The 22,049-nt window shown below is 55.2% G+C and carries 26 protein-coding genes; 5 read left to right on the top strand and 21 right to left on the bottom strand.

The window, feature by feature from the left end:
• Positions 1-321 precede the first annotated feature (321 nt).
• From ACYASU_RS25865 to ACYASU_RS25850, 4 genes are all read right to left on the bottom strand, one after another.
• Positions 322-969 carry an HAD family hydrolase gene (locus tag ACYASU_RS25865; protein WP_122313898.1) on the bottom strand — a complete coding sequence of 216 codons (648 nt, stop codon included), beginning with the start codon at positions 967-969 and terminating at the stop codon, positions 322-324.
• A gap of 55 nt (positions 970-1,024) precedes the next feature.
• The gene (locus ACYASU_RS25860) at positions 1,025-1,414 is read right to left on the bottom strand and encodes a DUF6957 family protein (RefSeq protein WP_122313888.1); all 390 of its coding nucleotides are present in this window, start codon (positions 1,412-1,414) and stop codon (positions 1,025-1,027) included.
• A 429-nt stretch (positions 1,415-1,843) separates the two neighbouring features.
• The gene (locus tag ACYASU_RS25855; protein ID WP_463584512.1) at positions 1,844-2,182 is read right to left on the bottom strand and encodes a hypothetical protein; all 339 of its coding nucleotides are present in this window, start codon (positions 2,180-2,182) and stop codon (positions 1,844-1,846) included.
• A 13-nt stretch (positions 2,183-2,195) separates the two neighbouring features.
• Positions 2,196-2,930 (bottom strand): metallophosphoesterase, encoded by a 735-nt coding sequence (locus tag ACYASU_RS25850; protein WP_463584511.1) that lies wholly within the window; start codon positions 2,928-2,930, stop codon positions 2,196-2,198.
• A gap of 180 nt (positions 2,931-3,110) precedes the next feature.
• Between ACYASU_RS25850 and ACYASU_RS25845 the strand changes: the two genes are divergently transcribed.
• Positions 3,111-3,569, top strand: coding sequence for a helix-turn-helix domain-containing protein (locus ACYASU_RS25845; protein WP_463584510.1), 459 nt, complete (start codon positions 3,111-3,113; stop codon positions 3,567-3,569).
• A gap of 158 nt (positions 3,570-3,727) precedes the next feature.
• On the opposite strand, the gene ACYASU_RS25840 is transcribed toward ACYASU_RS25845, so the two are convergent.
• The 5 genes from ACYASU_RS25840 to ACYASU_RS25820 are packed head-to-tail and all read right to left on the bottom strand — an operon-like array spanning position 3,728 to position 8,118.
• A complete protein-coding gene (locus ACYASU_RS25840) occupies positions 3,728-4,882 on the bottom strand; it encodes a hypothetical protein (RefSeq protein WP_463584509.1) in 1,155 nt (384 codons plus the stop codon).
• Between the two features lie 29 nt (positions 4,883-4,911).
• On the bottom strand, positions 4,912-5,637 hold the full coding sequence (gene nucC / locus ACYASU_RS25835; protein WP_463584508.1) for a CBASS effector endonuclease NucC: 726 nt from the start codon (positions 5,635-5,637) through the stop codon (positions 4,912-4,914).
• A gap of 60 nt (positions 5,638-5,697) precedes the next feature.
• Entirely contained in the window at positions 5,698-6,630 is a 933-nt protein-coding gene (locus ACYASU_RS25830; protein WP_463584507.1) for an AAA family ATPase, read from the bottom strand.
• Positions 6,630-7,145: an HORMA-1 domain-containing protein gene (locus tag ACYASU_RS25825; protein ID WP_058427463.1), complete on the bottom strand. Its 516-nt coding sequence runs from the start codon at positions 7,143-7,145 to the stop codon at positions 6,630-6,632. Before ACYASU_RS25825 ends, ACYASU_RS25830 begins: the two co-directional genes overlap by 1 nt.
• Before the next feature lie 7 nt (positions 7,146-7,152).
• Positions 7,153-8,118 carry a CBASS oligonucleotide cyclase gene (locus ACYASU_RS25820; RefSeq protein WP_463584506.1) on the bottom strand — a complete coding sequence of 322 codons (966 nt, stop codon included), beginning with the start codon at positions 8,116-8,118 and terminating at the stop codon, positions 7,153-7,155.
• A 180-nt stretch (positions 8,119-8,298) separates the two neighbouring features.
• Here ACYASU_RS25820 and ACYASU_RS25815 point away from each other — a divergent pair, with 180 nt between their 5' ends.
• Together ACYASU_RS25815 and ACYASU_RS25810 are read left to right on the top strand one after the other, a co-directional pair.
• Positions 8,299-8,622 carry a helix-turn-helix domain-containing protein gene (locus ACYASU_RS25815; RefSeq protein WP_054989159.1) on the top strand — a complete coding sequence of 108 codons (324 nt, stop codon included), beginning with the start codon at positions 8,299-8,301 and terminating at the stop codon, positions 8,620-8,622.
• A 2-nt stretch (positions 8,623-8,624) separates the two neighbouring features.
• Positions 8,625-9,518 (top strand): ImmA/IrrE family metallo-endopeptidase, encoded by an 894-nt coding sequence (locus ACYASU_RS25810; RefSeq protein WP_054989160.1) that lies wholly within the window; start codon positions 8,625-8,627, stop codon positions 9,516-9,518.
• A 71-nt stretch (positions 9,519-9,589) separates the two neighbouring features.
• Here ACYASU_RS25810 and ACYASU_RS25805 read toward each other — a convergent pair whose 3' ends face one another.
• The 5 genes from ACYASU_RS25805 to ACYASU_RS25785 all read right to left on the bottom strand — a co-directional run bounded on the left by ACYASU_RS25805 (position 9,590) and on the right by ACYASU_RS25785 (position 13,333).
• The gene (locus tag ACYASU_RS25805) at positions 9,590-10,690 is read right to left on the bottom strand and encodes a DUF3800 domain-containing protein (RefSeq protein ID WP_463584505.1); all 1,101 of its coding nucleotides are present in this window, start codon (positions 10,688-10,690) and stop codon (positions 9,590-9,592) included.
• A gap of 73 nt (positions 10,691-10,763) precedes the next feature.
• Complete coding sequence (locus ACYASU_RS25800) at positions 10,764-11,585, bottom strand: hypothetical protein (RefSeq protein ID WP_463584504.1); 822 nt, start codon at positions 11,583-11,585, stop codon at positions 10,764-10,766.
• A gap of 425 nt (positions 11,586-12,010) precedes the next feature.
• Positions 12,011-12,154 (bottom strand): hypothetical protein, encoded by a 144-nt coding sequence (locus ACYASU_RS25795; protein ID WP_463584503.1) that lies wholly within the window; start codon positions 12,152-12,154, stop codon positions 12,011-12,013.
• 109 nt (positions 12,155-12,263) lie between these two features.
• Positions 12,264-13,043 carry an HNH endonuclease signature motif containing protein gene (locus ACYASU_RS25790; protein ID WP_463584502.1) on the bottom strand — a complete coding sequence of 260 codons (780 nt, stop codon included), beginning with the start codon at positions 13,041-13,043 and terminating at the stop codon, positions 12,264-12,266.
• Between the two features lie 29 nt (positions 13,044-13,072).
• Positions 13,073-13,333, bottom strand: a complete 261-nt coding sequence (locus tag ACYASU_RS25785) for a hypothetical protein (RefSeq protein ID WP_463584501.1) — start codon at positions 13,331-13,333, stop codon at positions 13,073-13,075.
• Between the two features lie 97 nt (positions 13,334-13,430).
• Here ACYASU_RS25785 and ACYASU_RS25780 point away from each other — a divergent pair, with 97 nt between their 5' ends.
• A complete protein-coding gene (locus ACYASU_RS25780) occupies positions 13,431-15,104 on the top strand; it encodes a DUF262 domain-containing protein (RefSeq protein WP_463584500.1) in 1,674 nt (557 codons plus the stop codon).
• Between the two features lie 649 nt (positions 15,105-15,753).
• On the opposite strand, the gene ACYASU_RS25775 is transcribed toward ACYASU_RS25780, so the two are convergent.
• The 7 genes from ACYASU_RS25775 to ACYASU_RS25745 all read right to left on the bottom strand — a co-directional run bounded on the left by ACYASU_RS25775 (position 15,754) and on the right by ACYASU_RS25745 (position 20,818).
• Complete coding sequence (locus tag ACYASU_RS25775; RefSeq protein WP_463584499.1) at positions 15,754-16,911, bottom strand: glutathionylspermidine synthase family protein; 1,158 nt, start codon at positions 16,909-16,911, stop codon at positions 15,754-15,756.
• A gap of 14 nt (positions 16,912-16,925) precedes the next feature.
• Complete coding sequence (locus ACYASU_RS25770) at positions 16,926-17,657, bottom strand: DUF1190 domain-containing protein (protein WP_463584498.1); 732 nt, start codon at positions 17,655-17,657, stop codon at positions 16,926-16,928.
• A 28-nt stretch (positions 17,658-17,685) separates the two neighbouring features.
• Positions 17,686-18,111 (bottom strand): DUF350 domain-containing protein, encoded by a 426-nt coding sequence (locus ACYASU_RS25765; RefSeq protein ID WP_074886933.1) that lies wholly within the window; start codon positions 18,109-18,111, stop codon positions 17,686-17,688.
• A gap of 13 nt (positions 18,112-18,124) precedes the next feature.
• A complete protein-coding gene (locus ACYASU_RS25760) occupies positions 18,125-18,784 on the bottom strand; it encodes a DUF2491 family protein (protein WP_463584497.1) in 660 nt (219 codons plus the stop codon).
• Between the two features lie 50 nt (positions 18,785-18,834).
• The gene (locus ACYASU_RS25755) at positions 18,835-19,398 is read right to left on the bottom strand and encodes a rhomboid family intramembrane serine protease (protein WP_463584496.1); all 564 of its coding nucleotides are present in this window, start codon (positions 19,396-19,398) and stop codon (positions 18,835-18,837) included.
• Between the two features lie 76 nt (positions 19,399-19,474).
• Positions 19,475-20,182 carry a PspA/IM30 family protein gene (locus tag ACYASU_RS25750; RefSeq protein ID WP_074886925.1) on the bottom strand — a complete coding sequence of 236 codons (708 nt, stop codon included), beginning with the start codon at positions 20,180-20,182 and terminating at the stop codon, positions 19,475-19,477.
• Between the two features lie 15 nt (positions 20,183-20,197).
• On the bottom strand, positions 20,198-20,818 hold the full coding sequence (locus tag ACYASU_RS25745; RefSeq protein WP_463584495.1) for a YjfI family protein: 621 nt from the start codon (positions 20,816-20,818) through the stop codon (positions 20,198-20,200).
• Between the two features lie 168 nt (positions 20,819-20,986).
• Here ACYASU_RS25745 and ACYASU_RS25740 point away from each other — a divergent pair, with 168 nt between their 5' ends.
• On the top strand, positions 20,987-22,033 hold the full coding sequence (locus tag ACYASU_RS25740) for an FUSC family protein (protein ID WP_192173121.1): 1,047 nt from the start codon (positions 20,987-20,989) through the stop codon (positions 22,031-22,033).
• Positions 22,034-22,049: the final 16 nt, after the last annotated feature.

Genomic DNA, 22,049 nt, shown 5'->3' with positions numbered 1-22,049 from the left:
TAGTGGATTTGAAGCTATTTTTCTTAAATTTGATCCGGATGAGGAGCCTGACCAGGAAGTCATCAATCTCCCTCTTCCATGTTCACAGAGAATCCCGCCAGTCCTAGGCATAGCTTGCTTAGGGAAGCTTTGCCATAGGGCCTGCAAGGTGGCCGTACCGGGTCTGTCAAGGCTCAGCATTATCGAGATCTCGCATCATGTGATGCTTGTTCTATATGGCGATCCGGATTACGACAAGATCATCGATATACCAGTTAGCCACAGGCCCTAGAAGTGAAGCCGAAGAAACTGACCTACCGAAGTCTGCTCTCTCGCTGGGAATCACCGATCTAGTTTGTGATTGTGTTCCATCACCAGCTCGGCAAACTGCTGAAGGTCACTCTTGGAGCCGGCGCTCTTACGATCCAAATGGAATCCCATCATGCCAATTGACCTCGGCCCATCCTGATCGCATCGCTTGGAATCACCAATCATCACCGCGCTCGCAGAGTCTTTGGAAAGGTAGTGGCCTGGCTCAATACCCATCTGACTAGAGACAGACCTATAGATCTCAGGGTCAGGCTTCATGATCCCCAAAGCGTAGCTGAACGCGTAGACGTCCAAACCTGGGAAAAGCCTTCTGATAATCGGGCCATAGGGGGCGGCCAGATTGGAACAAATCCCCACTTTCAACCCTGCACTTTTCAGGTGTGAGATCGCCTCCGTCGCATCTGTAAAAGGCTGGATGGATGAGAGCTCTACAGTTAGCGCCTGGCTCAGTTGCCCAAGCTTCGCAGACGTCAGCGAGACACCGAGTAGAGCAGCGGCCTCATCGAACGCCAAGTCGGTGGTCATCAAGAGACGCAGCGCTGCTGAACCACTCATGCGCCCTTGCCGCTGGCTTTCCCTAATGAGCTCACGATAGGGATTTGTTCGCTGAGTAATCCGCACGATCGTTCCGAAGGCATCCAGCACCACCGCCCCAATCATGAAGTGCACATCTGTTTATCCACACCGGCCTGTGTCATCCAAGCACCTCTGCCCTTCAAAACAACCGCACAACGGTTGATAGGGGCATGGATTTGCGACGCCCTCGCCCAAGCAATACGTAAAGCTTGTTTTCAGTCTGGAAAAACATCTGCTCTGTGAAATCAATCAGTGGCGTTGTACGAAACCAATGCGATTCGCTAGCTGTTGAACTGTCGTACAGGACATCGAAAACGAGCAGCATGACTGGCTTTTTTCCTTCGTTAGCCAGTTCTTGAACAACGAGATCAGGTGCGTCCAGATCAAGCCACACCCACTCCCCCACGACACAAAAACTAAGGCCCGGAAATCGCTCCCGCGTCATTTCGATTGCGTCGTCTAGCTCGGCCAGGCCTCCTGCCATGACAGCGCTCGGGCCGATCATCTGGCCAACATCAAAGTCTTGCATGGTCACTCCATTATTGTGAGCCTGGTAATATGCATCAACGTTCCTGCAACATGCTGTGGCCGGGCTTCAGCCGAGCGGGCTCATCAGCCGCACTCGGCCCGTCTGTGCCATGGGCGAATTTAATGAAAGGTGCTATTAAGCTCCGGGAGGGCTACAAGGAGCTTACCCGACGAAAAACAGAAATTGCTGTCCCCTTCCACCAACAGGTAGTTGCTGCCCGAAAATGTGCGCGCGATCGTCCAGCCCTTCTCCTGCGTAAGCCCTACGATTTGAGACGTTCGAATTAGACGGCCATCCTGGAACCTGCCAGTAAGATCCATGAACACGTGACCGACCAGACAGGGGGGGGCGACCACAGGCTTCCATAGAAAAGCGCCAATGGGTGTCTCCAATTTTACCGTTGCAGCAGCCAGAACCTGAGTGGGCCATTCAACTGCGCTGGCCATCGCTTTTCCCTCCTGCCAGGTGCTCCGTTACCAGGACGTAGTGATCTGCACCATCAAAGGTTTGAAGCAACTTGAAATCGCCGTGGCCACAGATTTGCCGCACCGAGCGAGTGGCGACAGTAGTGCCGTCTGAAACGAGGCCAGACTGATCACAGAAAACCGTTGCCGCGTAGCGGTCGCCTACACGGGCTGCATTCATCAGGAAGGCGTCTACAAATACTCCCCAATCGTGCGCCTTTGCCTGGGCGACCTCACGTGGCAACTCGAAGACCTTTCGCGGCTCAGGTAGGGCAGCTGCGACGGGTGCGACGTTTGGTTTCAAGACAATTGGCTCCTCAGATCTCGATGATAAAAGATGGATCGAATCCGGTGGACTCTCCGGGATAGCCGCGAGGGTTGGAAATGACTCGGCACCCCGCCAGTTCAATATCGACACGTTCGTGCGTATGACCAAAAACCCAAAGATCCGCCTGCTCTATGAGGCCAGGCCAGTTGTTGGTGTAAGCGGCGTTCAGATGTCCTTCGTGCTTGCTTCCGACCGCCATTGATGATGGCGAATGATGGGTAACGACGACCGTTTTACCACTGAACGGCTTAGCCAGCTCTTCGGCGAGCCAGGCTTTCGCTGCCCGGTTAAGAGTAATCAGATCGTCAGGACGAAGACGTCGGTAGTTCGCATCGGCGCGAATGCATCTAAAGTCATTCATCCACTCCCTGGCCATCCATGAAGCCGCCGCTTGATCACCAGTCGCCGAAAAATCCGTCCAGGCAGTAGTGCCCAAGATTCTGACGCCATCGAGGATCAGCGTCTCATTTTCAAGCACGTGGACGTGGCCGGCTGCCGCCTGTTTCATTTTTTCCAGGCTGCGATCGATGTGCCCACTGTAGTACTCGTGGTTTCCACACACGTAGACGACAAGGCAACCAAATGCGCCATTTGCCCACTGTACGCCTCTGGACTTCTTGTCGACGTCACCAGCGAGAATCACGACATCGGCCGCTGGGTCTAGGGTCGGCTGGCGAAAGAGGTCGAACTCGTTATGGAGGTCTGAGACGACGTGCAGTCGCATAGCTGGTTAAACTCGGTTTAAGGGTTTATTGAATCTTCTTCGCCCCGCAAGCGCGGCGCGACGGATAAAGACTGTTAATTTGAAAAGGCTTAGAAACGACAGCTAGCCCGAAATGGGGAATATAGACCGTAGTTCCGGGCAAAGCAACATGGCTTCATCCTCACTTTTTGAGGAAACCCAATGTCGAAGCGCGCAGGCTTGGCTGCTGCCCTAAGGGCCGTCAGGGCCGTTAAGGGGCTTTCGCAAAGCGACTTAGGGGAAGCTGCCGATCGAAAATTCGTTTACCGGCTTGAAAGCGGAAAGTCAGACATGACGCTTGGAAAGCTCGATGAGATCGCCAGAGCCGCAGGCATAAACCCGATCACGCTAATGGTGCTGAGTGCAGTCACGAACACCGGCCTCAGCGCTCGCGACATCATGGAATCAGTGCGCGCCGAACTCGACGCATTCGAGAATGATGGGGGGTATGTGGCCCTGACGAGCCAGATTCAGGATGGAGCGGTTGTGAGCCGCGCTTCGGAGCGTCAAAAACGCTTGGAGGTCGTGCAGGCGTGCAAGGCGATGGGTATGACTCAACGAGAAGCTGCTCAACATCTGAATTTAGCGAAATCGACTGTCGCCGACTTATGGAATCACTGACCACCTCCGGCACCGCTCAAGGTTTTCTCCGTCTCCAGGCTTAACCACAATTGTGTACCGATCATGGATCGGTAATCTGCGCGATCGTGACCTGTATCGCTAGGAGACCCTTCAATACAGTGTGAGCAGCAGCCTCAGTAACAGCAAACGCAGGACGATCACAGAATACTTTGCAGGCCGGCTCTGCGACGGGCATCCTCGATCCATGCTTCCTGTTCTTGCTTTATTGTCATCGCTGGCACCTCAATGTCAGTGAGCCCCTGAAGTAGCTTCAATGTTTCCCAAGACTCAAAATCGTGGAACGGATTAAGGCCCATCACATTGCCCAGAGTCTGATCCACTGGCATGTTATTCGACACTATCTTTGCAAACTTATCGGCCGCTGCCGTAGGCTGCCAACCGGACACAAAAAGCAACAAGGCGGCAAAAGCGAGGAGATATTTGGTGTTTTTCAGGCCTGCTAACGGTGAGTACGTTTTTCCTAGCCTCGCAAGCGGCGCATGATTTATGCAGATGAATTCAGCGAAGTTCTGTGTCAAATCATAGTGTTCAGAAAGCGTGGTGGGATCGAAGACTGACTTACCCTGATAATCTGAGGCCATTTTCTCGATCCTGCTTGCCACTCCATGAAGAAATATTTTCTTTTCAAAAAGCTGCTTCAGAATCGGCTGATACGTCAGTGAAAGCTCTGATCTTGCTGCAGCTTTAAAGTCGAAGTTAGGCATTCTCAAAACGGCATCACTTAACGCAAAACCTTGCAGCGGGCGGCGTGAATACCAGTAACCTTGGTGCCGTAACGAATCCAACCATCCGGGCAGTTGGGGATCAAGCGTCACCACAAATTGGGATTCCAGCTTCTGCTGGAAAAACCACTCGCGCATCGCTCGTATGTCCCGCTGTTCGAACACCTGAAGCGCTATACCCTTGCAGACCAATTCGCGAACAGCACGAGACACACCGTCCTTGGCGGTCGAAAACATGACCAGGTTTTCAGGGATGTGCCCTGCCGGCACGTTTCCAGCGAAGTCACAAAAGGGGTGATGCCCTGTGCCCGCACCGCTTTTTGCAAACCGAAAGTAGGCCTGGCGAACGACCTGCCCGTCCGTTTTTGACCTACCCGCCCGAACAACCTCAGCACCGTATTGAAAGCACGACGGGCATTCGAGATCGCTCGCTATATGGGTTTTCCATGCCTCAGGGATGGCTTGGCTCTTGCCCAACTCAGGCTGCGCTGTTTCTTCTGATAACCGACTCAGCAACTGATCTACGTCGAGTTCCATGCCACGGGACGATGAAAAAGCGGTGATTGGCATGTTCTATACTCACTGGCTACTGAAGCGGATTATTTTGCTAACCATTTCCCATAGGCATCGATGTCAATCATAGGCACGGTTCCGCTGAATTGGAGCTGCGCTATGAGCTTGAACAGGAACGCCGTAGCGGGCTTATTCTCACTCTCAAAACTGAACGCATTGGCATTTGGGTCATAGAAAAAATGGCCGTGGGACGCAACGCAGCCAAGATCAAGTCTTCCATCAGCCATCTCCACATGTAGGGCTTTGTCGAACGAGGCCCCCAGTGCCGGGCTCCATTCACTCTCAAAGGTCAAGAGACCACCCAAGATCGGGATTAGCGGTTTAGCGGGATAAACACCGCCCGCATGGGGTATAGGCAAGCTGGTACGATGAAGCCTGCGAACGCTCGCAACCTTTTTCTGGGCATAGGCTACAAGGTCTGCTGAGGCAGTCTGCTTCGCTTCAAAAGCAGCGTAGACGCTTTCTGCCGGCACAATGATGTGATCGCCGAATTTGAAAATGAATGGGGAGTATTGTCGGTCAAAGACAACGACATCAATCTGTTCGCTGAAGTTACCCAAGCTGTCCACTACAAAGGCATTGGCCGCCTGATACCGCTTGGGAAGATACGTATCAAGCATGTCGATCCAGACGTCTTCACTTGCGTCACCCTTGGTGCCAGGGTGTGCGAACGCCTTGCGCGCAGTCCCGAGACGGCTCTGAATGTCTTCATGCAGGGACGCGAGGAGCGTGGAAAGTGACCAGTTTGACATATTGCCTCCAACACACAGAATGAGATGAGCAGCGAGGTATGCGTCTGCTCAACTGGGCACTTAACGATCTTGGAACGCCGGCGTGGGTGACATCGCTTGGGCCGTTTGAAGAGCTTTCCTGACGTCCACCGCAGTGTTCGGGTAGCCGGACAAAACGATGGCTGGAACCAGCCGCTGATTGATGTCGGAGAAGGTGAAACCTGGTGCGCCGGTGGTTCGTGCACCGGTCAGCTTCACCAGCTCGTTGATCGCCTCGGCTCCGAGCCCCAATCCTTCCAGCCGGGTAGTGAGCAGGTACCGTCTTTGAACATCGTCCGGCCGGCCAAACGTTAAAACTTCCGCCGCGCGCCGCTGAACGGCCGGGTCAAGAGCCTTCAAGCGATTCGTACACATCAGCACCGCTGCCGGCAATTTCTGATTGGCAATGCGATCAATCCCTCGGATGAAAGCGTTAACCCCGGCCCGATCTTCGTGGTGCATCTGGGCGTTTTCTCGGGATTGAGCCAAAGCATCAGCCTCGTCAATGAGCAACAACACCGCGCCCCGCGCCTTGCCGTTGTTGTTCTTGAGCTTCTCAGCAGCCTCAATGGTGTAGTCAAAAGCGGCAGTAACCAGCTGGGTCATTTCCCCCACTCGCCCCTGCCCTCGGGTTGCCAAACTCAGCGGGTACAACGTGATGTCGATCCCTTCTTGCCGAGCCACGGCATCCCCAATCGTCTCGGCCAACTCAGTCTTTCCAGATCCAACGTCCCCCGCCAGAACCGCCAGAGGAGGTCGACGCAAAACCGTGTCAACCGCTGCTCGCGCATGGGGGTGATGCTTCTGGGCCCACTCTTGCAGACCAAAAGGATTGACCAGCAGACCCAAGATCTTCGTAAGTCGATCCTTTTGGTCATCAAGCCCCACGAGCCGAGCCAAGCGCTCCTGTGGCTCGTAGTCCGGAAAGGACATTCGGCGTTCAAATAGTTCGTCCAAAGACGGTTTCGTATTCATTAGTAGCTCCTCACGGTGGCGCGATTAAGGGCGCGACCGCCCGCAGAATAGGTTTTGTCGTTGTCCACATAGCCGCTAATACCGGGCGCAGATGCACTGCCCCGTGGGAAGGGCAAATCTTGGAGGGCACTGTCCTTGTCGGCTGACGAGGCGCTGTGGTACTTGGGGCTGTAGGTGAGGAAGCTGTAGAAAGATGCTCCCGACACGTCCTTGCCCTGCCGAACGCGCCCCGGATCATCATCTGAACCCGATCCAACCAAGTCTCCAGCGGTATAGATCAACGAGGGCTCGATCCAGTCGTCGCCACGCTTGAAGCCGTACGTCACCTCACCTAGATACCCCGCTTTCAGCAGGACTACTAGCTCCGCCTCGTACTGCTCGATCAAGGCATCGCTGGGGGTGCCATAGAAGCGCTGCATACGACGTAAATCCGTTGCGACCTTGGCTGCCATGTGACGGGCATGCACAACAGTGAACGTCTGCGTTTCAGTGACCGTAAAACTGTAAGAAGACATGGCGTGATTACCCCTGAAATGAAGAGCCCAAGACCTTCTGCCAATACCCGACCGTCAGCTGTTTGGTCGGCGCGTAAAGAGCGGCGTCAATGGCATCACCCGCATCCATCGCCGCGTCGATGATCGAGTCGACATTGCGTTGGGTGTACAGACGCGCCACATTGTTGTCGGGGTTGACCGGGTCGATGATCTGAACCAGATCGGTCAACGGGCCCACCTTGGAGGCTGCGTAATTGTCTTCAAAGACGATGCGCTCACGCAGCTCGCTGGTGACTAAGTAGGTAAAAAACGCCTGCAGCGCTTCGGGATAATTAGAGAAATTCACGCCCTTGTCGCTCAGCTTGGCAAGAATCAATTCGATCATGAAGGACTTGAATCTAAAATCCTGGCGCTCCTGCTTCATCAGCCGCGCCCAGTGCTTGGCGAGCCGCACAACCTGAGCGAAATGTGTCGGCGACGCGCGCTTTCTGACTTTGATGAACTCAAGGTGCAGCGGAATACTAGTGGCCAGAAAAGATCCGTCTTCCTGACTGACCAGATTGCCGCGCCATTGCGGCAACCCGGAATACAAGACGGGTACCAGATCGACGTCCAAGCCAGACCCCCTGAACGAGACAGTTACCGAGTACGTCTGGGGCTTGACTTGATCCGGGCTGAAATTGGAAAACGCTTTGCGAAGTCGGTCAGCCAAGTAGTCCAGAAGCGCGCGGGTGTCGTGGGGAGCATCAGAACCACTGATGTAGACCGCGACATCGATATCGTTCAGCGAGCGCAGCGCAGTGCCTTTGGCCAGGCTGCCTGACACGATCATCCGCTTCAGCGAAAAATCAGGGTGATCCGAAAGATAGCCTTCCAGCTTGTCCTGCAAACGTCCCGCCTGCTCCCGATATTCCTTCGCCTTCTCCTTCGGCAGATTCACTCTCTCCTCCGCAAACCGGGCTATAACCTTGTGATCTACATGCTCTGTCGACATTTCATCCCCCTGGAGATCAGCAGATAAAGGCCGGGCGAGCGCTCAGAGAACATGTCGTCAGGCCGTAAATAAAAGTTCGGAGTAGCGAACTTTGTGACAAACTGCTCCTGCGAGTCGTCAATGTCAAACGATTTGTTCGGAACCGTGGTACTTTTTTACCACCTATGGAGGAATGCGACGATGGCTACCCATCTCGGCGAGAAGCTTCGCGACCTGCGCAAGCAGCGCGGACTCACCCTGGAAAAGCTTGCGGACATGGCAGGGTTGAGCAAGAGCTACCTTTGGGAGCTGGAAAACCGGGAATCTCAACGTCCCTCAGCTGAAAAGCTCACGGCCTTGGCTGATGTGCTGGGTGTAGGAACTGCTTACTTTTTCGAGGATGATTTGAGAGCACCTGAGGAAAAACACCTTGATGAGGCGTTCTTTCGCGGCTACAAGAACCTCGAACCTGATGCCAAGGCGCAGCTGAGGCGGATACTGGATACTTTCAAAAAGGATTTTTGACAATGACTGAGCCTGAGGTATGGACACCACAGAAAGCTGCCATTCGATTGACCAACCTCTGTGATCATTTCAGCAAGGCTCATGGGGCTCCTCGCTTTCCTGTCGATGTAGCAGAACTTGCCTTGGGTACCGCAGAGGTCTTCAAGTGGCCTGATCCAATCGCCAAGGTGGACTGCGTCGATATCAAAGGATTCGACGGCGCGTTGTTCGCCAACGAAGCGAAGAGTCGATGGATGCTGCTTTATAACAGCGGCCTGACCTCGCTAGGCCGGATCCGCTTTACCCAGGCTCATGAGCTGGGCCACTACATCCTCCACCGCTTGAAGCGTGACGAATTCAGGTGTAGCGGTGATGACATGCTGTCTTGGGAAGACAAAAACATTGAGGCCGAAGCGGATTTGTTTGCCTCCTTCCTGCTCATGCCACTGAATGATTTTCGCACTCAGCTCACGACTACCGTCGATTTTGAGCTGCTGGGCTACTGCGCGATGCGCTACGGCGTTTCACTGACCGCCGCTACGCTGAAGTGGATTCAATGCACCGATGAAAGCGCTGTGCTTATTCTGTCTCGTGATGGCTTCATGAAATGGGCATTCTCAAGCACAGCAGCACGTAGAAACGGCGCCTTTTTTCGCACGCGTCAAGGCGCTGTGGAGATTCCATCAGGCTCGCTTGCGGCATCTTCCACTGTGACACAGGAACGCCAAGGCGTAGAACTGCCAGCATCGACGTGGTTTCCACACGCTGATCGAAGTGCCAGCGTTCGTGAAATGAAGATCCAGTCTGATAGGTATGAGTACACGATCACCCTCCTGTGCCTAGCGCGCAGCGCGTCGATGTGGCCACCGTTTGATCAGGAAGATGATGAAGATGGCCGGTGGCGTTCGCGTCCATAGCCAAATCCCGCACTGTGTCGGTAAATGGGTGTCCGGTTTGATTAGACCATTCCGGCATTATTGGCGCGGGGCTAAGCTTGCCTGTCTCGCGCCATCATAAAGTCAGCGAAGGCATTCGCTGGGTTGTGCCCACCTTCATCACCAGCCCTTCCAAGTGCTTCTGGAGTGACATCTGTCGTAGGCCAAACACAGCCGCTCACGAAATCATGCAGAAAGCCTAGGTTGTCTAGCTTCATGAAGAACTCATCGTCGGTTTCACCCTTTTGCCGCTTGGTATAGTAGTACGAGAGCGCGCTAGTTAGCACGTCGGTAAGCTGGATGCCATCAGACTCGTGAGAAGCACTGAAAGCCAACGTATTCAGCCTCAGGGGCAGCTCAATCTGGGCGTTCCCGAAACCGATAACTTGCTGCTCTTCACCCTGCTCTTCAAGCTCGGCGATTGCGGTGAAAAATTCGGCCTGCCGTTCCAGTGGCTCCGAGTCATCGCATATCGCGTCGAACCCGGCGTGCTGCCTTCCCCACTGAACACACAATGAAAAGAAACCCGGTATCGCAGGGTTGAAGGTATTTTTTGGCAGATCTTCGAAGGCATCCCGGACAATCATCGAGGTCATGGACAGCATTTCGAGCTCCCACTCCATCGGCAGCGTGCTCTGTGCGGCAGCTCCTTTCATCACCTCTAAATGCTCGTAGAACGCCGTGATTGCTTCCTCACTCCTCTCGCCGCACATGTCGTAGTAGGCGGAGAGAAATTGATCGAAGCAAGCATCCCCCACTGCTAAAGGAAGGCAAGCGAAGAGCATATTGCTCAGAGCGATGTTCTGGCCGTTCTCATAAAGGTTAAAGTCGAATTGGTAGTAAAGCAGCGGCTCCAGGAGGTCATCAATCACCTTGGTCAGCAGCATGAACCGCTTGTGAAACACCTGTGCCTTGAAGCGCTCAGGCGTTACCAAGTCGGACTGGAATAGCTCAATGATCCGGTCTTGCCCTCGCCCAGACTTTCGGAGCTTTTTGAAGTGGATTTCAGCCGCCTGCTGGGAGCGGAGTGGTCGGAGAAGCTGCTCGCACTCTTCAGCGTTGAAGTCACACGAGCCAAGGATAAACAGTGGTTGGTCGAGATCGGCCAGCTGACGTCCTGTGTTGCCTGATTCGTCGAAGTAAATTGTTGTCATTTCGCTACCCTGCGTTCCTGCCATCGTGGAGTCTTAAATGGCCAGCATGAAGCTGGCCACCACCTCATCAATATCAGAACTCGTGTTCAACATCATCGAAGAAGTTTACGTGTAGCTCGTACTCCAGCGAGCCAAAACGCGCAAGCAAGTCTGCCCTCAGTTCGCCTTCAGCTTCAGGTTCAAAATTGATCCAGTAGCTGTACACGAGACCATCATCCGACTCGTTGGTGGTGATCTCTGATCCCGCCAAGAGCTCGCCATCTTCGACCGATATCCCCAGCTCGCTTGCGAGTGCTTGCGCCATGGACATGCGGTTGCTGTTTCGAGCCTCCTCCACCTGAGCCCAATATTCGTGCTCAGATGTACGATCTCGATCAGCATCCGATTCCATACTGGAGATGGATACGCCATCCTCTGCAAGCAACCACTTACCATCACGGCGAAGCAACTCGACTGTGGAAGTAAGGAAGAATGCTGCACCGTGATACACGCGATCTTGATCTTGCTCGCCCTGATAGGTCAGCGAAACCCCCAAGATCAAAATCCCCGTTGAATCGGCGTATTGAGTGGTGTCGACCGTCAAGGCGTCTACCGTGAACCCGCTTGCGTTTGTCTCCGCAATCGCACCGGACAGCTGATCTTCCAACTCTTGATCCAGATCCGAGAAGACATCGTCCTCGTGGATCGCGTCGTCAAAATCCTTGATCCCAAAAACAGCCATCATCAAGCGCGGATCCTCGGGATTCCGCTGAGCGACCACAGCAAGCTCGTGGTAATCAGCGAAGCCAGCCGTCCGGGCGAGTGTCTCTTGAGCGACAGAAAGCTTTACGTCCTGATCACGAACGAGCTGCTTGGCTTGAGATTTGAAAATGTTAAGCGGGGAAAAATTGGACATAGCAATGTCTCCAAAACCATAGACGCTTTGGTTACCGATTGCCTGTTCACCGGGCAGCGTCGGGTTAGGGACATGCCGATGTAAAACGAGGGATGCATCTATGATGGGCTATTGCTTCGCGAAACAGGCGCCAGGCGACCATCACCGCCTGACCCGATCATAGGTCAGGAAAATCCACTTCGCAATAGCCTGCGCAAGGGGATCGCTAGGTAGCTTTTCGGGAGGAGTGTCTTAGAGATTGCTCGGGTATAAGACACGACCGCACGCGAAGCGCGCCGGCCCTCTGGGCCAAAGGCCTGAGGTTTGGTTTACGACAGCCGTACCCGCAGGGGCAAGCCCGAAACTGAAACCGCGTCATCGCCATCAAGCTGCAGTTATGAAGACACCCGGCATGCGCCGCGTACGCGTCAGCTTTGTTCACCAGCTCAAAATTTCTCAACCCCTGCGGTGGGGTCAACCCGATCAGTGACCCAGCTCAAGGCTTTGTGATGAAGGGCGTCTTCTGCGGCGTGCAGCTCGTTAACCGTCGTCTTGTCATGCTCGTTCAGGAACTGCTCTAGCAAGTACATGGCTTCGTAGCCTTCGTCCTTGTCTACCTGTCGGCGATCTTGAATGCCTGCGTAAGGTGAGTCGCCTTCATCCCGAGTCCGAGTGTAGGTATAGTGCGCTCAAAAATCTCTAAGGCATATCTCTAAAGTCACATGCCTGTCGAAAAAGCGTCTGCAGTTCATGGTTCAGATTGTCAATATATCTGCTGTCCAAATCGGAGTATCTGGACTCTCGAAAAGAGCAAAGTTCGGTGCTCTGCAACCAAGTGTAGCGTGCCCACCTCCGTTGATAGAGCAGAGTTTTTAGTCTCTCCATTGTCGCCACGAGGCCGTCTTGGCGGTAAGCGATGCGTGCGTCATGGGAGCGGTCAGGATGGTTATGCCCCCATTCTCCGAATGAAAATCCGCGAGATCCGCTCCAGATTTTGTCATAAGCAGACTGCGGGAGGATGCCTTGGTCAACGAGACGCTGATTGCCCCAGAGAGCATCGATAATCACGGCCAAGTGGTCGGCAAACTTTCGCTTCACCTCTTTTTCCGTATTGGGATCAAAAAAAGGCACATTTATAGGTTTATTTCGGCGCATTCTAGCCATCTCTTCGGCATCAAATTTCCACTCTTTAAGCACCTCTGTAGGATACACGTGCCAGTTATGAGGATGATCGACCAGCCTATGGCACGGACGACACAAGGGAATGCAGTTAGAGATGTGATCATAATCAAAGTCGAGTATGAATTTGTATCTCGGCCCGTTAGAGGCCTTCGAGATTATGTGAGCGGCTTCAAATACGTCGACCTGGTACGGCCCATCATCACCGGGGCCAAGCAGGTAGCAGGAGCAGCGAGGATTAGCGCATATACCACCTGTTCGTGCCGCCGCGATGAGACGGACATCAGCTTTGAAAGGCATGGGTACTCCCTAGGTAAGCGATCAATTCCTTAAGCAATTCCACGCTCAATCATACGATCCAAAAGCGCTTGGGGATGAATGCGATAGGTGCCTGCACCAACCCGCTGCGTGAAGTGGTCATAGGTTGGACTGCTCGCGCCAGTTGTCATCTCCGAATTGGATAGGATGACGCCTGTATAGGTTTCAGCCACATCGCTGAAGAGCTGGATCACAGCTTGTCTCGTGACAACAAGACCTTTGCCTAGGTGACCGTCGATTACAGCATCCAGTACATTGGTGCGCAGACTCATGTCGTGTTCCTTCTGTCAGGGAAAACTGGGCGGGGACACTAGCTATTTTTGCTGGCCAATGGCTATTCTCTCATCATTTCTACAGCAAGGAACGCGCATGAAGCTCAATCCACTGCACCTCAAGATCGCAGGTTTGCTTGAAGGCAGACTGTTTCGAATTCCAGAATACCAACGTGCCTACTCATGGACGTCTCGTCAGCGTAAAGACTTATTCGGCGACATCGAGGAGGCATTTCGATCTGGTCGGGAGCACTTCATGGCTACTTTGGTCGCCTTGGCGAAGGAGAAAGAAACCCGCCTTCTCGGCGTTGACGAGTTCAAGACCGTTGAGCTGGTTGATGGCCAACAACGTGTTACGACCCTCATCATACTTATGAAGGCGATTGAGAAGGCTCTAGATAACGACGATGCTAAGCAAGCCAAGGTGCGGCGGGAGTTGAGTGAGCTCCTTGTAAAGGGAGACGACCATTCTCTGATTCTGCTCCAGACAAACCATGATGCGAGTCAGGTTTTCACCAACTACGTCCGCAAGGGAGTGGTGGAGGAAGGCCCAGCAAAAACTGCTGCAGATCAGAACCTGGTTGAAGCTGCCCGTGACTGCGAGCTCTTTGTGAGCAAATGGTTGGCTCGTGGAGATACGATCTTTGAGCTGTTGGTGACCATCAGGAATAAGCTAACGATCATCTACCATGAGATTTCTGACGAGGCTACGGTATATCGAGTCTTCGAGGTTCTTAACAGCCGTGGGCTGGATGTGAAATGGATCGACAAGCTCAAAAGCCAGCTGATGGCACTCATTTTCGAGCACGTTGAGGGTGGGACTCGCGACGAGGCAGTGTCTGAAATGCAAGACGTCTGGAGGGGCATTTATCGCTCGCTGGAAAACAGCACACGAATCGGAGACGAAGCTCTCCGCTTTGCAGGTGCATGGGCGTGTGACGCACGACCGAATCGGATTCCCAGTGAAGCAGACTCGACCGCATTACTAACCTTGAAGGCGGGCACGCAGCTAAAAACGATTGCAGAGGTTGGTCATGAACTCGAGGCGGTCGTGCAAGCGAACCTGCGCCTGTTCCGAGATCCGCGCCTCCGGGCTGTGACGCGAATTGTTCACGCTCGATTTGTTGCCGCAGCGATCCTCCTGCGGAAATTCGACAAGAAGACGGAGCAAGAACTACTCGGCAAATGGGAGCGCGCTACTTTCAGAATCTACGAGCTGGCAAGCCGGGATAGCCGACACAAGGTTGGGGAGTACATCCGTCTTGGCTATGAAATCTACCGGAACAACCTGAGCAAGGATCAAATCCTCAGTGGGTTGGAAAAAATCTCCAAGGGTTATTCGATTGACCAAGTTTTGGACAATATTGAGTGGCTGAGCAGCTACGATGGCTGGCAAAATCAGCTGCGCTATGTTTTGAACCGTTATGACGAACACTTGGCCCAGCTCGCAGGGCAGAAGCTAAATGAGAGCCAATGGGGAAAGATCTGGGAGCAGGATGCCGCTAGCTCAATAGAACATATCGCACCGCAGAGCAGTGGCGTTGAGTGGATGCACCATCTGGGGAATCTGACGATGCTCCCGCCTGGAACAAACTCTTCACTAAAAGCTAGGCCTCCGGTTGAAAAGATAGACGTCTATCGAAGCTGCGGACTGATTGCCACGATTCATGTCGGCCAACAGATTCATGAAGCTGGTTCTTGGACAGAAGACATGGCTTTAGCTCGAACAAAAAGCATCGAGGATTTTATAAGGCATGAATGGGCGGACTGAGCGACAAGTGGGTGGTGACTGTAGTTGATGGCGGCGCCAAAAAACGGCCGATCACTATTTTGCTCAAGGCGTGCATCCTGGAAACTCCGAGCCACACCGGCTTAGCGCCTCAGCGTAGCTGGAGGATGGCTATAGCTACCGCCTTCCCTCAGTGCAATTATGGCGGACATACTCAGCCTGTATGCCAGGCGGAGCCCGAGTCTTCGATTTGAAAGAGACGCAGGCCCATTGGCACCTTTGGAAACCCCCAACCCGCCCGGAGACTTTCGGATCATGTCGTTCATCGCCGGATTGCGCCCCGCCAACGCAAGCGTGCGCTCAGGGTTTGCGCAATCAGTTTCTCCAAGAACGAATGCTGCGTGGTGATATACCCAGTTCTAGCATCGGTAAGGTGGACGTACGGCAACAGTTATTCCAAATACAACACCGGTGTTGTATTAAAGAAATTGTGGAGAACGGGGCGACATGTGGTCACAGCACCCCGTGCTTACTGGAATCTGCTCATGTAGAACCGGACGGACAGTAGCCGAGCGACAAGTTTGAGTACCACATAATGGTTCGAGTCCGTGTGGGCCCACCAAATAAAAAGCCGCGCATTGCGCGGCTTTTTTCGTTCTTGCGCGGCACCCACACCGGGCTCATCACGATCTCAGTCAATCACCACATGCGGCAAAAACCGGCTGCTGTCCTTGGTGATCAAACTGTCATCTTCACGAATCCCGATCCCCGAAGCCGTATCACCCACCACCCAAGACCCGATCAGCGTGTAGCTGTCTCCAAAACGAGGCAGTGGCGCGAACTCTTGAAGGATGTAGGGCGCATCGTTGTAGGGCCCGTCTTCGAAAATGACCTGGTCAGTCGGGGTGCGGATTTCGATGTTGGCGCCTTCGCGGGAAAAGTAAGGCTTGCGCACCCAGCCTTTTGGCACCGCAGATTGCGGGTGCTTATCCACAAAGGACGGCAGCAGATTGGGATGTCCTTCGTTGAATTCCCAAAGCAGCGGCAGGATGCCTTTGTTCGAAATAATCGCCTTCCAGGCAGGTTCGATGAACTGCGTATCGCACTGGGGGATGGCCTGGCCGTGGGGCTCATGAAAGACATGCTCCCAAGCGTGCAGCTTGAAGATGCGTTCGATCCAGCGGCCTTCAAGATCGACGAATCTGCCATGGGCATTAAGGCCAATGTCTTCGATGTCGATGTGGCGGGTGTCGATGCCGACATGTTCAGCCATTTTGCGCAGGAATTCCGTCGTACCCCGGTCTTCGATGGAGCCTGACATACACGAAAAGTAGAACGGCCCGCCTTCCTTGATCGCCGCAAAAGCCCGGACCAGATCCTCCGCTATCGAGTTGAATTGCGAAGCGTGGGCCGGCAATACGCCGCGCTGGATCTGCTCTTCAAGCCAGATGAGCTGAAACGCGCCCGCTTCATACGCTGACGTAGGCGTGTCCATGTTGGCTTCCAGCAGCTTGGCCGGGTTTATGCCGTCATAGCTGAAGTCAAAGCGGCCATACAGATGCGGGTGGCCTTCCTTCCACGAGGTGCGAACCAGATCGAAGAACGCCGGCGGAATGGCCAGCCGGGTCAGCAGCTCTTCGCTCTCGACGACCCTTTCCACAACGTCCAGGCACATGGCATGAAGCTCCTGGGTCGGCGCTTCAATGTCGCGTGTGATCTGCGCTTCGGTGAACTGGTAGTAGGCCCGCTCATCCCAGTAGCGCTCGCCGTCGATGGTATGAAAGTTGAAGCCTTCACGCTCGGCGGTCTGGCGCCAGTCAGGACGTTCCTGGATGCTGATCCTTTTCATGGGTAACGTCCCTGTTATCCGCCGAAGCTTGAACCGCTGCTTTTGCCACCCCAACCGCTGCGAGCGGTGGCCTGGCTGCCGAAACCGCCACGCGAAACAGAAGAAGAGACGGAGGAGTTACGACCAAGGGTGCTTTTGCTGTAAGTGCCGGTCGAGCTGCTTCGCGCCTGGGTGGAGTTGCCGAAGGTTTTGCCCTGCTCGATCTGGCGCGACAGTGTGGAATACCCATACCCACCCCGCGAGTCCCGCTCCTGGTAGATGGGCTGAGCGTAGTAACGACCACCACCGCCGGTGAATCCGTTGACCATGTTGCTGACGAGCATGCCCATCAGGAATCCGTTCACCCCGGAACCGAAGCCACCGCCACCGCCACCGCCACCCGACTGGTTAGCCTGAGCCTTCGCTGCATCAACCTGTGACTTGGGAAGCTCACCGGAAACTTCCAGCTGAAAACCGCCGAGCTTGGGCGTGAACTTGCCATCGGCATTCTGCTGGCAGTAATCGGGGACGAAATCTGCTTCGCAAGCCGTCTTGTCGTCGTAGGTCGGGGCAATGCGGCGGTGCTCCGCCAGGGCGCTCATGTAAGCGTCCGAGCAGATGTCGACCGGTACTTTCTGGTCAACGCAGGACTGAACCGACGGATAGGTCTGCTGCGCGGAAACCTCGACGGTATCGGACTTGCTGCATGCGCTGATCGCTAACGGCAGGGTGCTGGCCAGGACCAGCTTGAGGGAACTACGTCTCATCGATAACTCCTTTTTCGATAACGGGCGATCAGGTCGACGGCGTCATGCAGGCCGAATTAAGAAAACCGACACTGATCGAGACGCTGGCGGCGTAGATGGCCGCGGCAAGCTCGCCTCGGGTGATGCGTGCGGACAGATCCTTGAGCACCATGCTGGTGGCGGTGAAGGCCAGCAGCTGTACGACTGCTGCGATTACTGCCCAGATCACCACATCCAGCACGCTGATGCTGTAGGTGATCACGTTGCTGGCAGGAAGAGCGAAACCGATCAGCGCACCGCCGAGGGCGACGGCGGCGGCAACATTGCCCTCACGAATCTGGGCAAATTCCTTGTGGGGGGTCAGACGCGTGTAGGCCATCTGAAACAACGAGAACAATCCGCCGGCCACAATGATGTAGACCACAAAACTCAGCAACGACTGGAAGCTGACAGACATACGAAGCGCTTCAAGCATTTTTTACTTCCTTTTAAATGACGGTGAAATCAGTGGACTGCAGGGTCACGCCGACCGACGTGGTGAAGGAGACAACGCCCTCCTCGTCCTCTTCAACGGACAGCAACAGAAACTCGCGACGATCCACCAGTTCGGTGTCCCGCGCGTACAACATGCTCAGGTGCTTGATGCGGTAGGCACCGTCAGGACTGACGACGTGCTCGTCCATGGGCGTGAGCTCGGTCTGGCCTTGTTCCGTGCCCCACTGACGACCGTACTCCCAGCCGTCATGCTCGAATACCGGCAGACCGACTTTGGACGCAGGCCCCACCAGACGCTTGAGCTCCGCCTCGCTGTTGATCGTGACGGCGCTGCTGTAACCGAACAGGATAATGTCCTGGACGTCTTCAGCGGCAGGCCCGTTCATCATGACCTGCAGCCAGTAATCTTCGTCCTCGAAGTAGAAGCGCACCAGACGGACCGATTGCCCGAGGTCAACCTGACCCACCGCCCAGACCACTTCTTCGTCAGGTACCACCAGCTCCGAATGGCCGTCGAGCATCAGCTTTAGCGAGTCGTCTAGGTCGAGCATACGACCGGTCGCCAGCCCGAACGGGTTAGCCAGGCTTGGATTGCCGAGACCGCCCGGTGGAGTGGGGGACTCCAGGCCTAACGCGCGTTTGATCCAGCTCATGTTTCATCTCCTTTGAATTCGCGCCGAGGCGATGTAAAAAATTTTTAAATTCACTGCGCCGGACCTCGCTCGAGAAGCCGCCGCGAGTGCATCAGCCAGGCCGTCACAATACCGGCAAGCGCGCCACACAGGTGTGACTCAATCGATACGCCCGGCACCGGAACGAACCCAAAAATCAATCCGCTGTAGCCCAGCAGGGTCACCAGTGCAATCGCGAAACTCGCCAGGCTGCGCTGGTACCACGCGCGGGCCAGCAGATACGCCCACAAGCCAAAGATCAGACCGCTGGCGCCCACATGGATGACCGGCCGGCCGACCGCCCAGACCATCAGCCCGCCGAGGACAACGATGAGCAGCACCACGCGGACGTAACGTTGAAGCCCCTCGGTCGCAACCAGCCAGCTCAGCACCACAAAAGGCAGCAGATTGCTCAGCAGGTGACGGACAGAGCCATGGAGAAACGGGGAGAAAACGACGCCTTGGAGTCCTGATACCGTTCTGGGCACCAGGCCGTGGAACAGCAGGCTGTTGGCGGTCAGGGAGTTAACCATCTGCACAACGATCATCACAGCGGCAAGGCAGAGTATCGTTCGTAGTCCATTTCCGATATTCATCTACACACCGCTGGAGCCCAAAAAACTGAAACCGAAAAAAGGCAGACGGAATCCGGCTGCCTATTTTTAACGGTGCTTATTGCCCAGCGTTACCGCTCTGGTTTTGCGCTTTCAAGCGGGCCAGAACATCAGCCGCGCCGCCTGTTTTTGCGCCGATCCCGGCATCCTGAAGACGCCGCTCCAGATCGCCGCCATTGGCAGCCTCGGTCAGCTCGTCGGCCGCTTCAAGCCTCGCGTCCTGCTCATCCTGACGCTGCTTGATACGGGCCAGCGAACCCACTGCGGTTTCGAGTCGGCCGTTGGCACCACCGGTTGCGGCAGCGGCGTTGATCTGCGCCTTTTGCACGCTGTCGCGGGCCTTGGCCATATCGGTCTGCTGACGCAAGCCTTTGATCTGACTTTCGGCCTTGATGACTTGCGCGGTCAGCTTGGCCACATGGACGCCAAACTGGTCGGCTGCAAGCTTCTCCTGATCACGCAGGGCCGTCAGCTCGGCCACTTTCTCAGCACACTCGAGGGCGAGGGCTTCTTCGCCTTTGTTCATCGCGGCGAGGGCTTTCTGCTCCCAGTTGGCGATGTTCTTGTCGTGCTCTTCGACGCGTTGCAGCGAGAGCTTGTGCTTGGCTTTGATCTGAATCAGCTGGTTGCGCGCCGCAAGCATAGAGGCGTCGGCGTCACGGATTTCCTGGTCGAGGATTCGCAGTGCCTGAGCATCGACGATGGCTTCACCTACCTCGGAAGCCCCACCACGCAGCGCTGTGACCATTTTTTTCCAAAGGCTCATTGATGTGTCTCCCGATTACTGTGAATCAACTGTTAGAAGGTCTTCGTAGGCATCAGCCGCACGAATCACGTTGTCTGCCAGCGTGAGGACTTCGTGGACGATGACCGTCAGCGAAGAGGCGGCACTCAGGGAGCCGAACATGCTGTAGACGATTTCGCCGTTTGGCATGGTCTCGATGCCGATCGACGACAGCGGGAAGAGATCCCGACTGCGCAACACTGTCTCGTTGAAAGACGTTGGGTCTTTGACCTGAGAGGCGTAGACCAGGACGGAATCAACCAGGATCTGGTCGCCCGCAATGGCAATGATGATGGGCAAGCCGCCGAACTGGTTCATCACCAGGCTCAGACTCGGCTCGGCGCCGTGGATAAGGGTCAGTTTGATGTCTTCGTTCTTCACCACGTCCAGTTCGGCGAAGGCCGAGTGAAGCGTGTCGATGGTCCAATTGGTGTTCTCAGTCATGAATCCCTCCAGTTTGATCCGGTTACCCAAGTAGGGCTGGCGCAGCACTTTTTCGATGTCTCTCAGCACTTCCGCGTTTTCTGGAAGTACGTACAGCTCTCGTTTCACGTACCCGGCAGCCGTCAGCCGAGCGCGCATTTCGCGCATGTAGTCGGTTGAAGTTTTCCGAGCCATTGAGGTTTTTCCTGAACATCACATGTGATAGCAACGCACCCTACGCGCAAGCATCCCGATACGCAACATCTCACATGTGATGATTTGGTGAATGAGGCAATGCCGGTGGTGACGCGCCGCGTTCGCCGGGCTTCGGATATATTCATCATCCCCATGGTCTGTAACCCCATGAACTCAGCCTCCCTCCCCTCCTGGCTTCGCCGCGCCTTGCGTCCACTGCTGGACCCATACCGCCGCTATCGCCATGCCCGCTACATTCACGCCGGCCGCATCGTGGTCGGACTGCTGGTGTCGATTCTTTTGACGACCGGTATCAATCTGCCCCACGGTGAGTGGGCGTCGGTCACGATGCTGATCGTGATCGGCGGGTTGCAGCACCACGGCAACATCGGCAAGAAGTCGGTAGAGCGGGCCTACGGGACGTTGATAGGGGCGGCCTTGGGCCTGGCGATCGTGGCGCAGGAAAGCTATCTGGGCATGCCGTTGTTGACTTACGTGATCATGTCGCTGATCTGCGGCTTTTTCGCATATCACGCCATCGGCAAGGGCGGCTACACGGCGCTGCTGTCGGCGATCACCCTGTTTATCGTGGCGGGCCACGGTGATAACCCGATCACGGACGGGTTGTGGCGGACGGTGGATATCCTGATCGGCATCGCCCTCGCCCTGGCGTTCTCATTCGCGCTGCCGCTGTACGCCGTGTATTCGTGGCGCTACAACCTGGCAAGTGGCCTGCGGGACTGTGCCCTGGCTTACGATCGCATCGCCAGCGGGCAGTCGATCACCGCAGATGAGCACGTGAAGCTGACGGCACGGATGGGCGCGACGTTGTTGCAGCTGCGTTCGCTGATGCCGTCGGTGTCCAAGGAAGTGAAGATTTCGATCGTTGAGCTGGACGCTATTCAGAGCCACTACCGAATGTGCCTGAGCATCCTCGAGATTCTTTCGAACCTGCGTCCGGCAGACGCTGGCAGCACGGGCGTGACGGCGGAGCAACGGCGCATTCGTCGCATGCTGATCGGCATGGCCCGTGCGCTGCAGACCGGTGCGACCGAGCGTTTGCAGCGGCCGACCGAGAGCTTGACCGTCGGGCCCGACGTTCCAACCGCCTCGACCGAGGTGCTCGGTTATCAGCTGATGACCCGCCAGTTCACGCAGAATCTCGAAAGCCTGCAACAGCGACTGGCGAAAACAGCGCCGGCGTGGAAAATCTGAACCACGCCAGCGCTGT

The sequence above is a fragment of the Pseudomonas sp. HP_12 genome (assembly GCF_055283955.1).
Note: the sequence above shows the minus strand (reverse complement) of the source record. Positions and strands in the feature narration are given on the sequence as shown.

Excerpts from the sequence above, each read along its gene's own strand:
- ACYASU_RS25805 (WP_463584505.1), bottom strand. The coding sequence starts at position 10,690 with ATGACAACAATTTACTTCGACGAATCAGGCAACACAGGACGTCAGCTG.
- ACYASU_RS25790 (WP_463584502.1), bottom strand. The coding sequence starts at position 13,043 with ATGCCTTTCAAAGCTGATGTCCGTCTCATCGCGGCGGCACGAACAGGT.
- ACYASU_RS25745 (WP_463584495.1), bottom strand. The coding sequence starts at position 20,818 with ATGGCTCGGAAAACTTCAACCGACTACATGCGCGAAATGCGCGCTCGG.
- ACYASU_RS25755 (WP_463584496.1), bottom strand. The coding sequence starts at position 19,398 with ATGAATATCGGAAATGGACTACGAACGATACTCTGCCTTGCCGCTGTG.
- ACYASU_RS25765 (WP_074886933.1), bottom strand. The coding sequence starts at position 18,111 with ATGCTTGAAGCGCTTCGTATGTCTGTCAGCTTCCAGTCGTTGCTGAGT.
- nucC (WP_463584508.1), bottom strand. The coding sequence starts at position 5,637 with ATGTCAAACTGGTCACTTTCCACGCTCCTCGCGTCCCTGCATGAAGAC.
- ACYASU_RS25750 (WP_074886925.1), bottom strand. The coding sequence starts at position 20,182 with ATGAGCCTTTGGAAAAAAATGGTCACAGCGCTGCGTGGTGGGGCTTCC.
- ACYASU_RS25865 (WP_122313898.1), bottom strand. The coding sequence starts at position 969 with ATGATTGGGGCGGTGGTGCTGGATGCCTTCGGAACGATCGTGCGGATT.
- ACYASU_RS25795 (WP_463584503.1), bottom strand. The coding sequence starts at position 12,154 with ATGTACTTGCTAGAGCAGTTCCTGAACGAGCATGACAAGACGACGGTT.
- ACYASU_RS25780 (WP_463584500.1), top strand. The coding sequence starts at position 13,431 with ATGAAGCTCAATCCACTGCACCTCAAGATCGCAGGTTTGCTTGAAGGC.
- ACYASU_RS25740 (WP_192173121.1), top strand. The coding sequence starts at position 20,987 with ATGAACTCAGCCTCCCTCCCCTCCTGGCTTCGCCGCGCCTTGCGTCCA.
- ACYASU_RS25815 (WP_054989159.1), top strand. The coding sequence starts at position 8,299 with ATGGCTACCCATCTCGGCGAGAAGCTTCGCGACCTGCGCAAGCAGCGC.
- ACYASU_RS25800 (WP_463584504.1), bottom strand. The coding sequence starts at position 11,585 with ATGTCCAATTTTTCCCCGCTTAACATTTTCAAATCTCAAGCCAAGCAG.
- ACYASU_RS25860 (WP_122313888.1), bottom strand. The coding sequence starts at position 1,414 with ATGCAAGACTTTGATGTTGGCCAGATGATCGGCCCGAGCGCTGTCATG.
- ACYASU_RS25850 (WP_463584511.1), bottom strand. The coding sequence starts at position 2,930 with ATGCGACTGCACGTCGTCTCAGACCTCCATAACGAGTTCGACCTCTTT.
- ACYASU_RS25770 (WP_463584498.1), bottom strand. The coding sequence starts at position 17,657 with ATGAGACGTAGTTCCCTCAAGCTGGTCCTGGCCAGCACCCTGCCGTTA.
- ACYASU_RS25810 (WP_054989160.1), top strand. The coding sequence starts at position 8,625 with ATGACTGAGCCTGAGGTATGGACACCACAGAAAGCTGCCATTCGATTG.
- ACYASU_RS25840 (WP_463584509.1), bottom strand. The coding sequence starts at position 4,882 with ATGCCAATCACCGCTTTTTCATCGTCCCGTGGCATGGAACTCGACGTA.
- ACYASU_RS25845 (WP_463584510.1), top strand. The coding sequence starts at position 3,111 with ATGTCGAAGCGCGCAGGCTTGGCTGCTGCCCTAAGGGCCGTCAGGGCC.
- ACYASU_RS25785 (WP_463584501.1), bottom strand. The coding sequence starts at position 13,333 with ATGAGTCTGCGCACCAATGTACTGGATGCTGTAATCGACGGTCACCTA.
- ACYASU_RS25830 (WP_463584507.1), bottom strand. The coding sequence starts at position 6,630 with ATGAATACGAAACCGTCTTTGGACGAACTATTTGAACGCCGAATGTCC.
- ACYASU_RS25825 (WP_058427463.1), bottom strand. The coding sequence starts at position 7,145 with ATGTCTTCTTACAGTTTTACGGTCACTGAAACGCAGACGTTCACTGTT.
- ACYASU_RS25820 (WP_463584506.1), bottom strand. The coding sequence starts at position 8,118 with ATGTCGACAGAGCATGTAGATCACAAGGTTATAGCCCGGTTTGCGGAG.
- ACYASU_RS25775 (WP_463584499.1), bottom strand. The coding sequence starts at position 16,911 with ATGAAAAGGATCAGCATCCAGGAACGTCCTGACTGGCGCCAGACCGCC.
- ACYASU_RS25760 (WP_463584497.1), bottom strand. The coding sequence starts at position 18,784 with ATGAGCTGGATCAAACGCGCGTTAGGCCTGGAGTCCCCCACTCCACCG.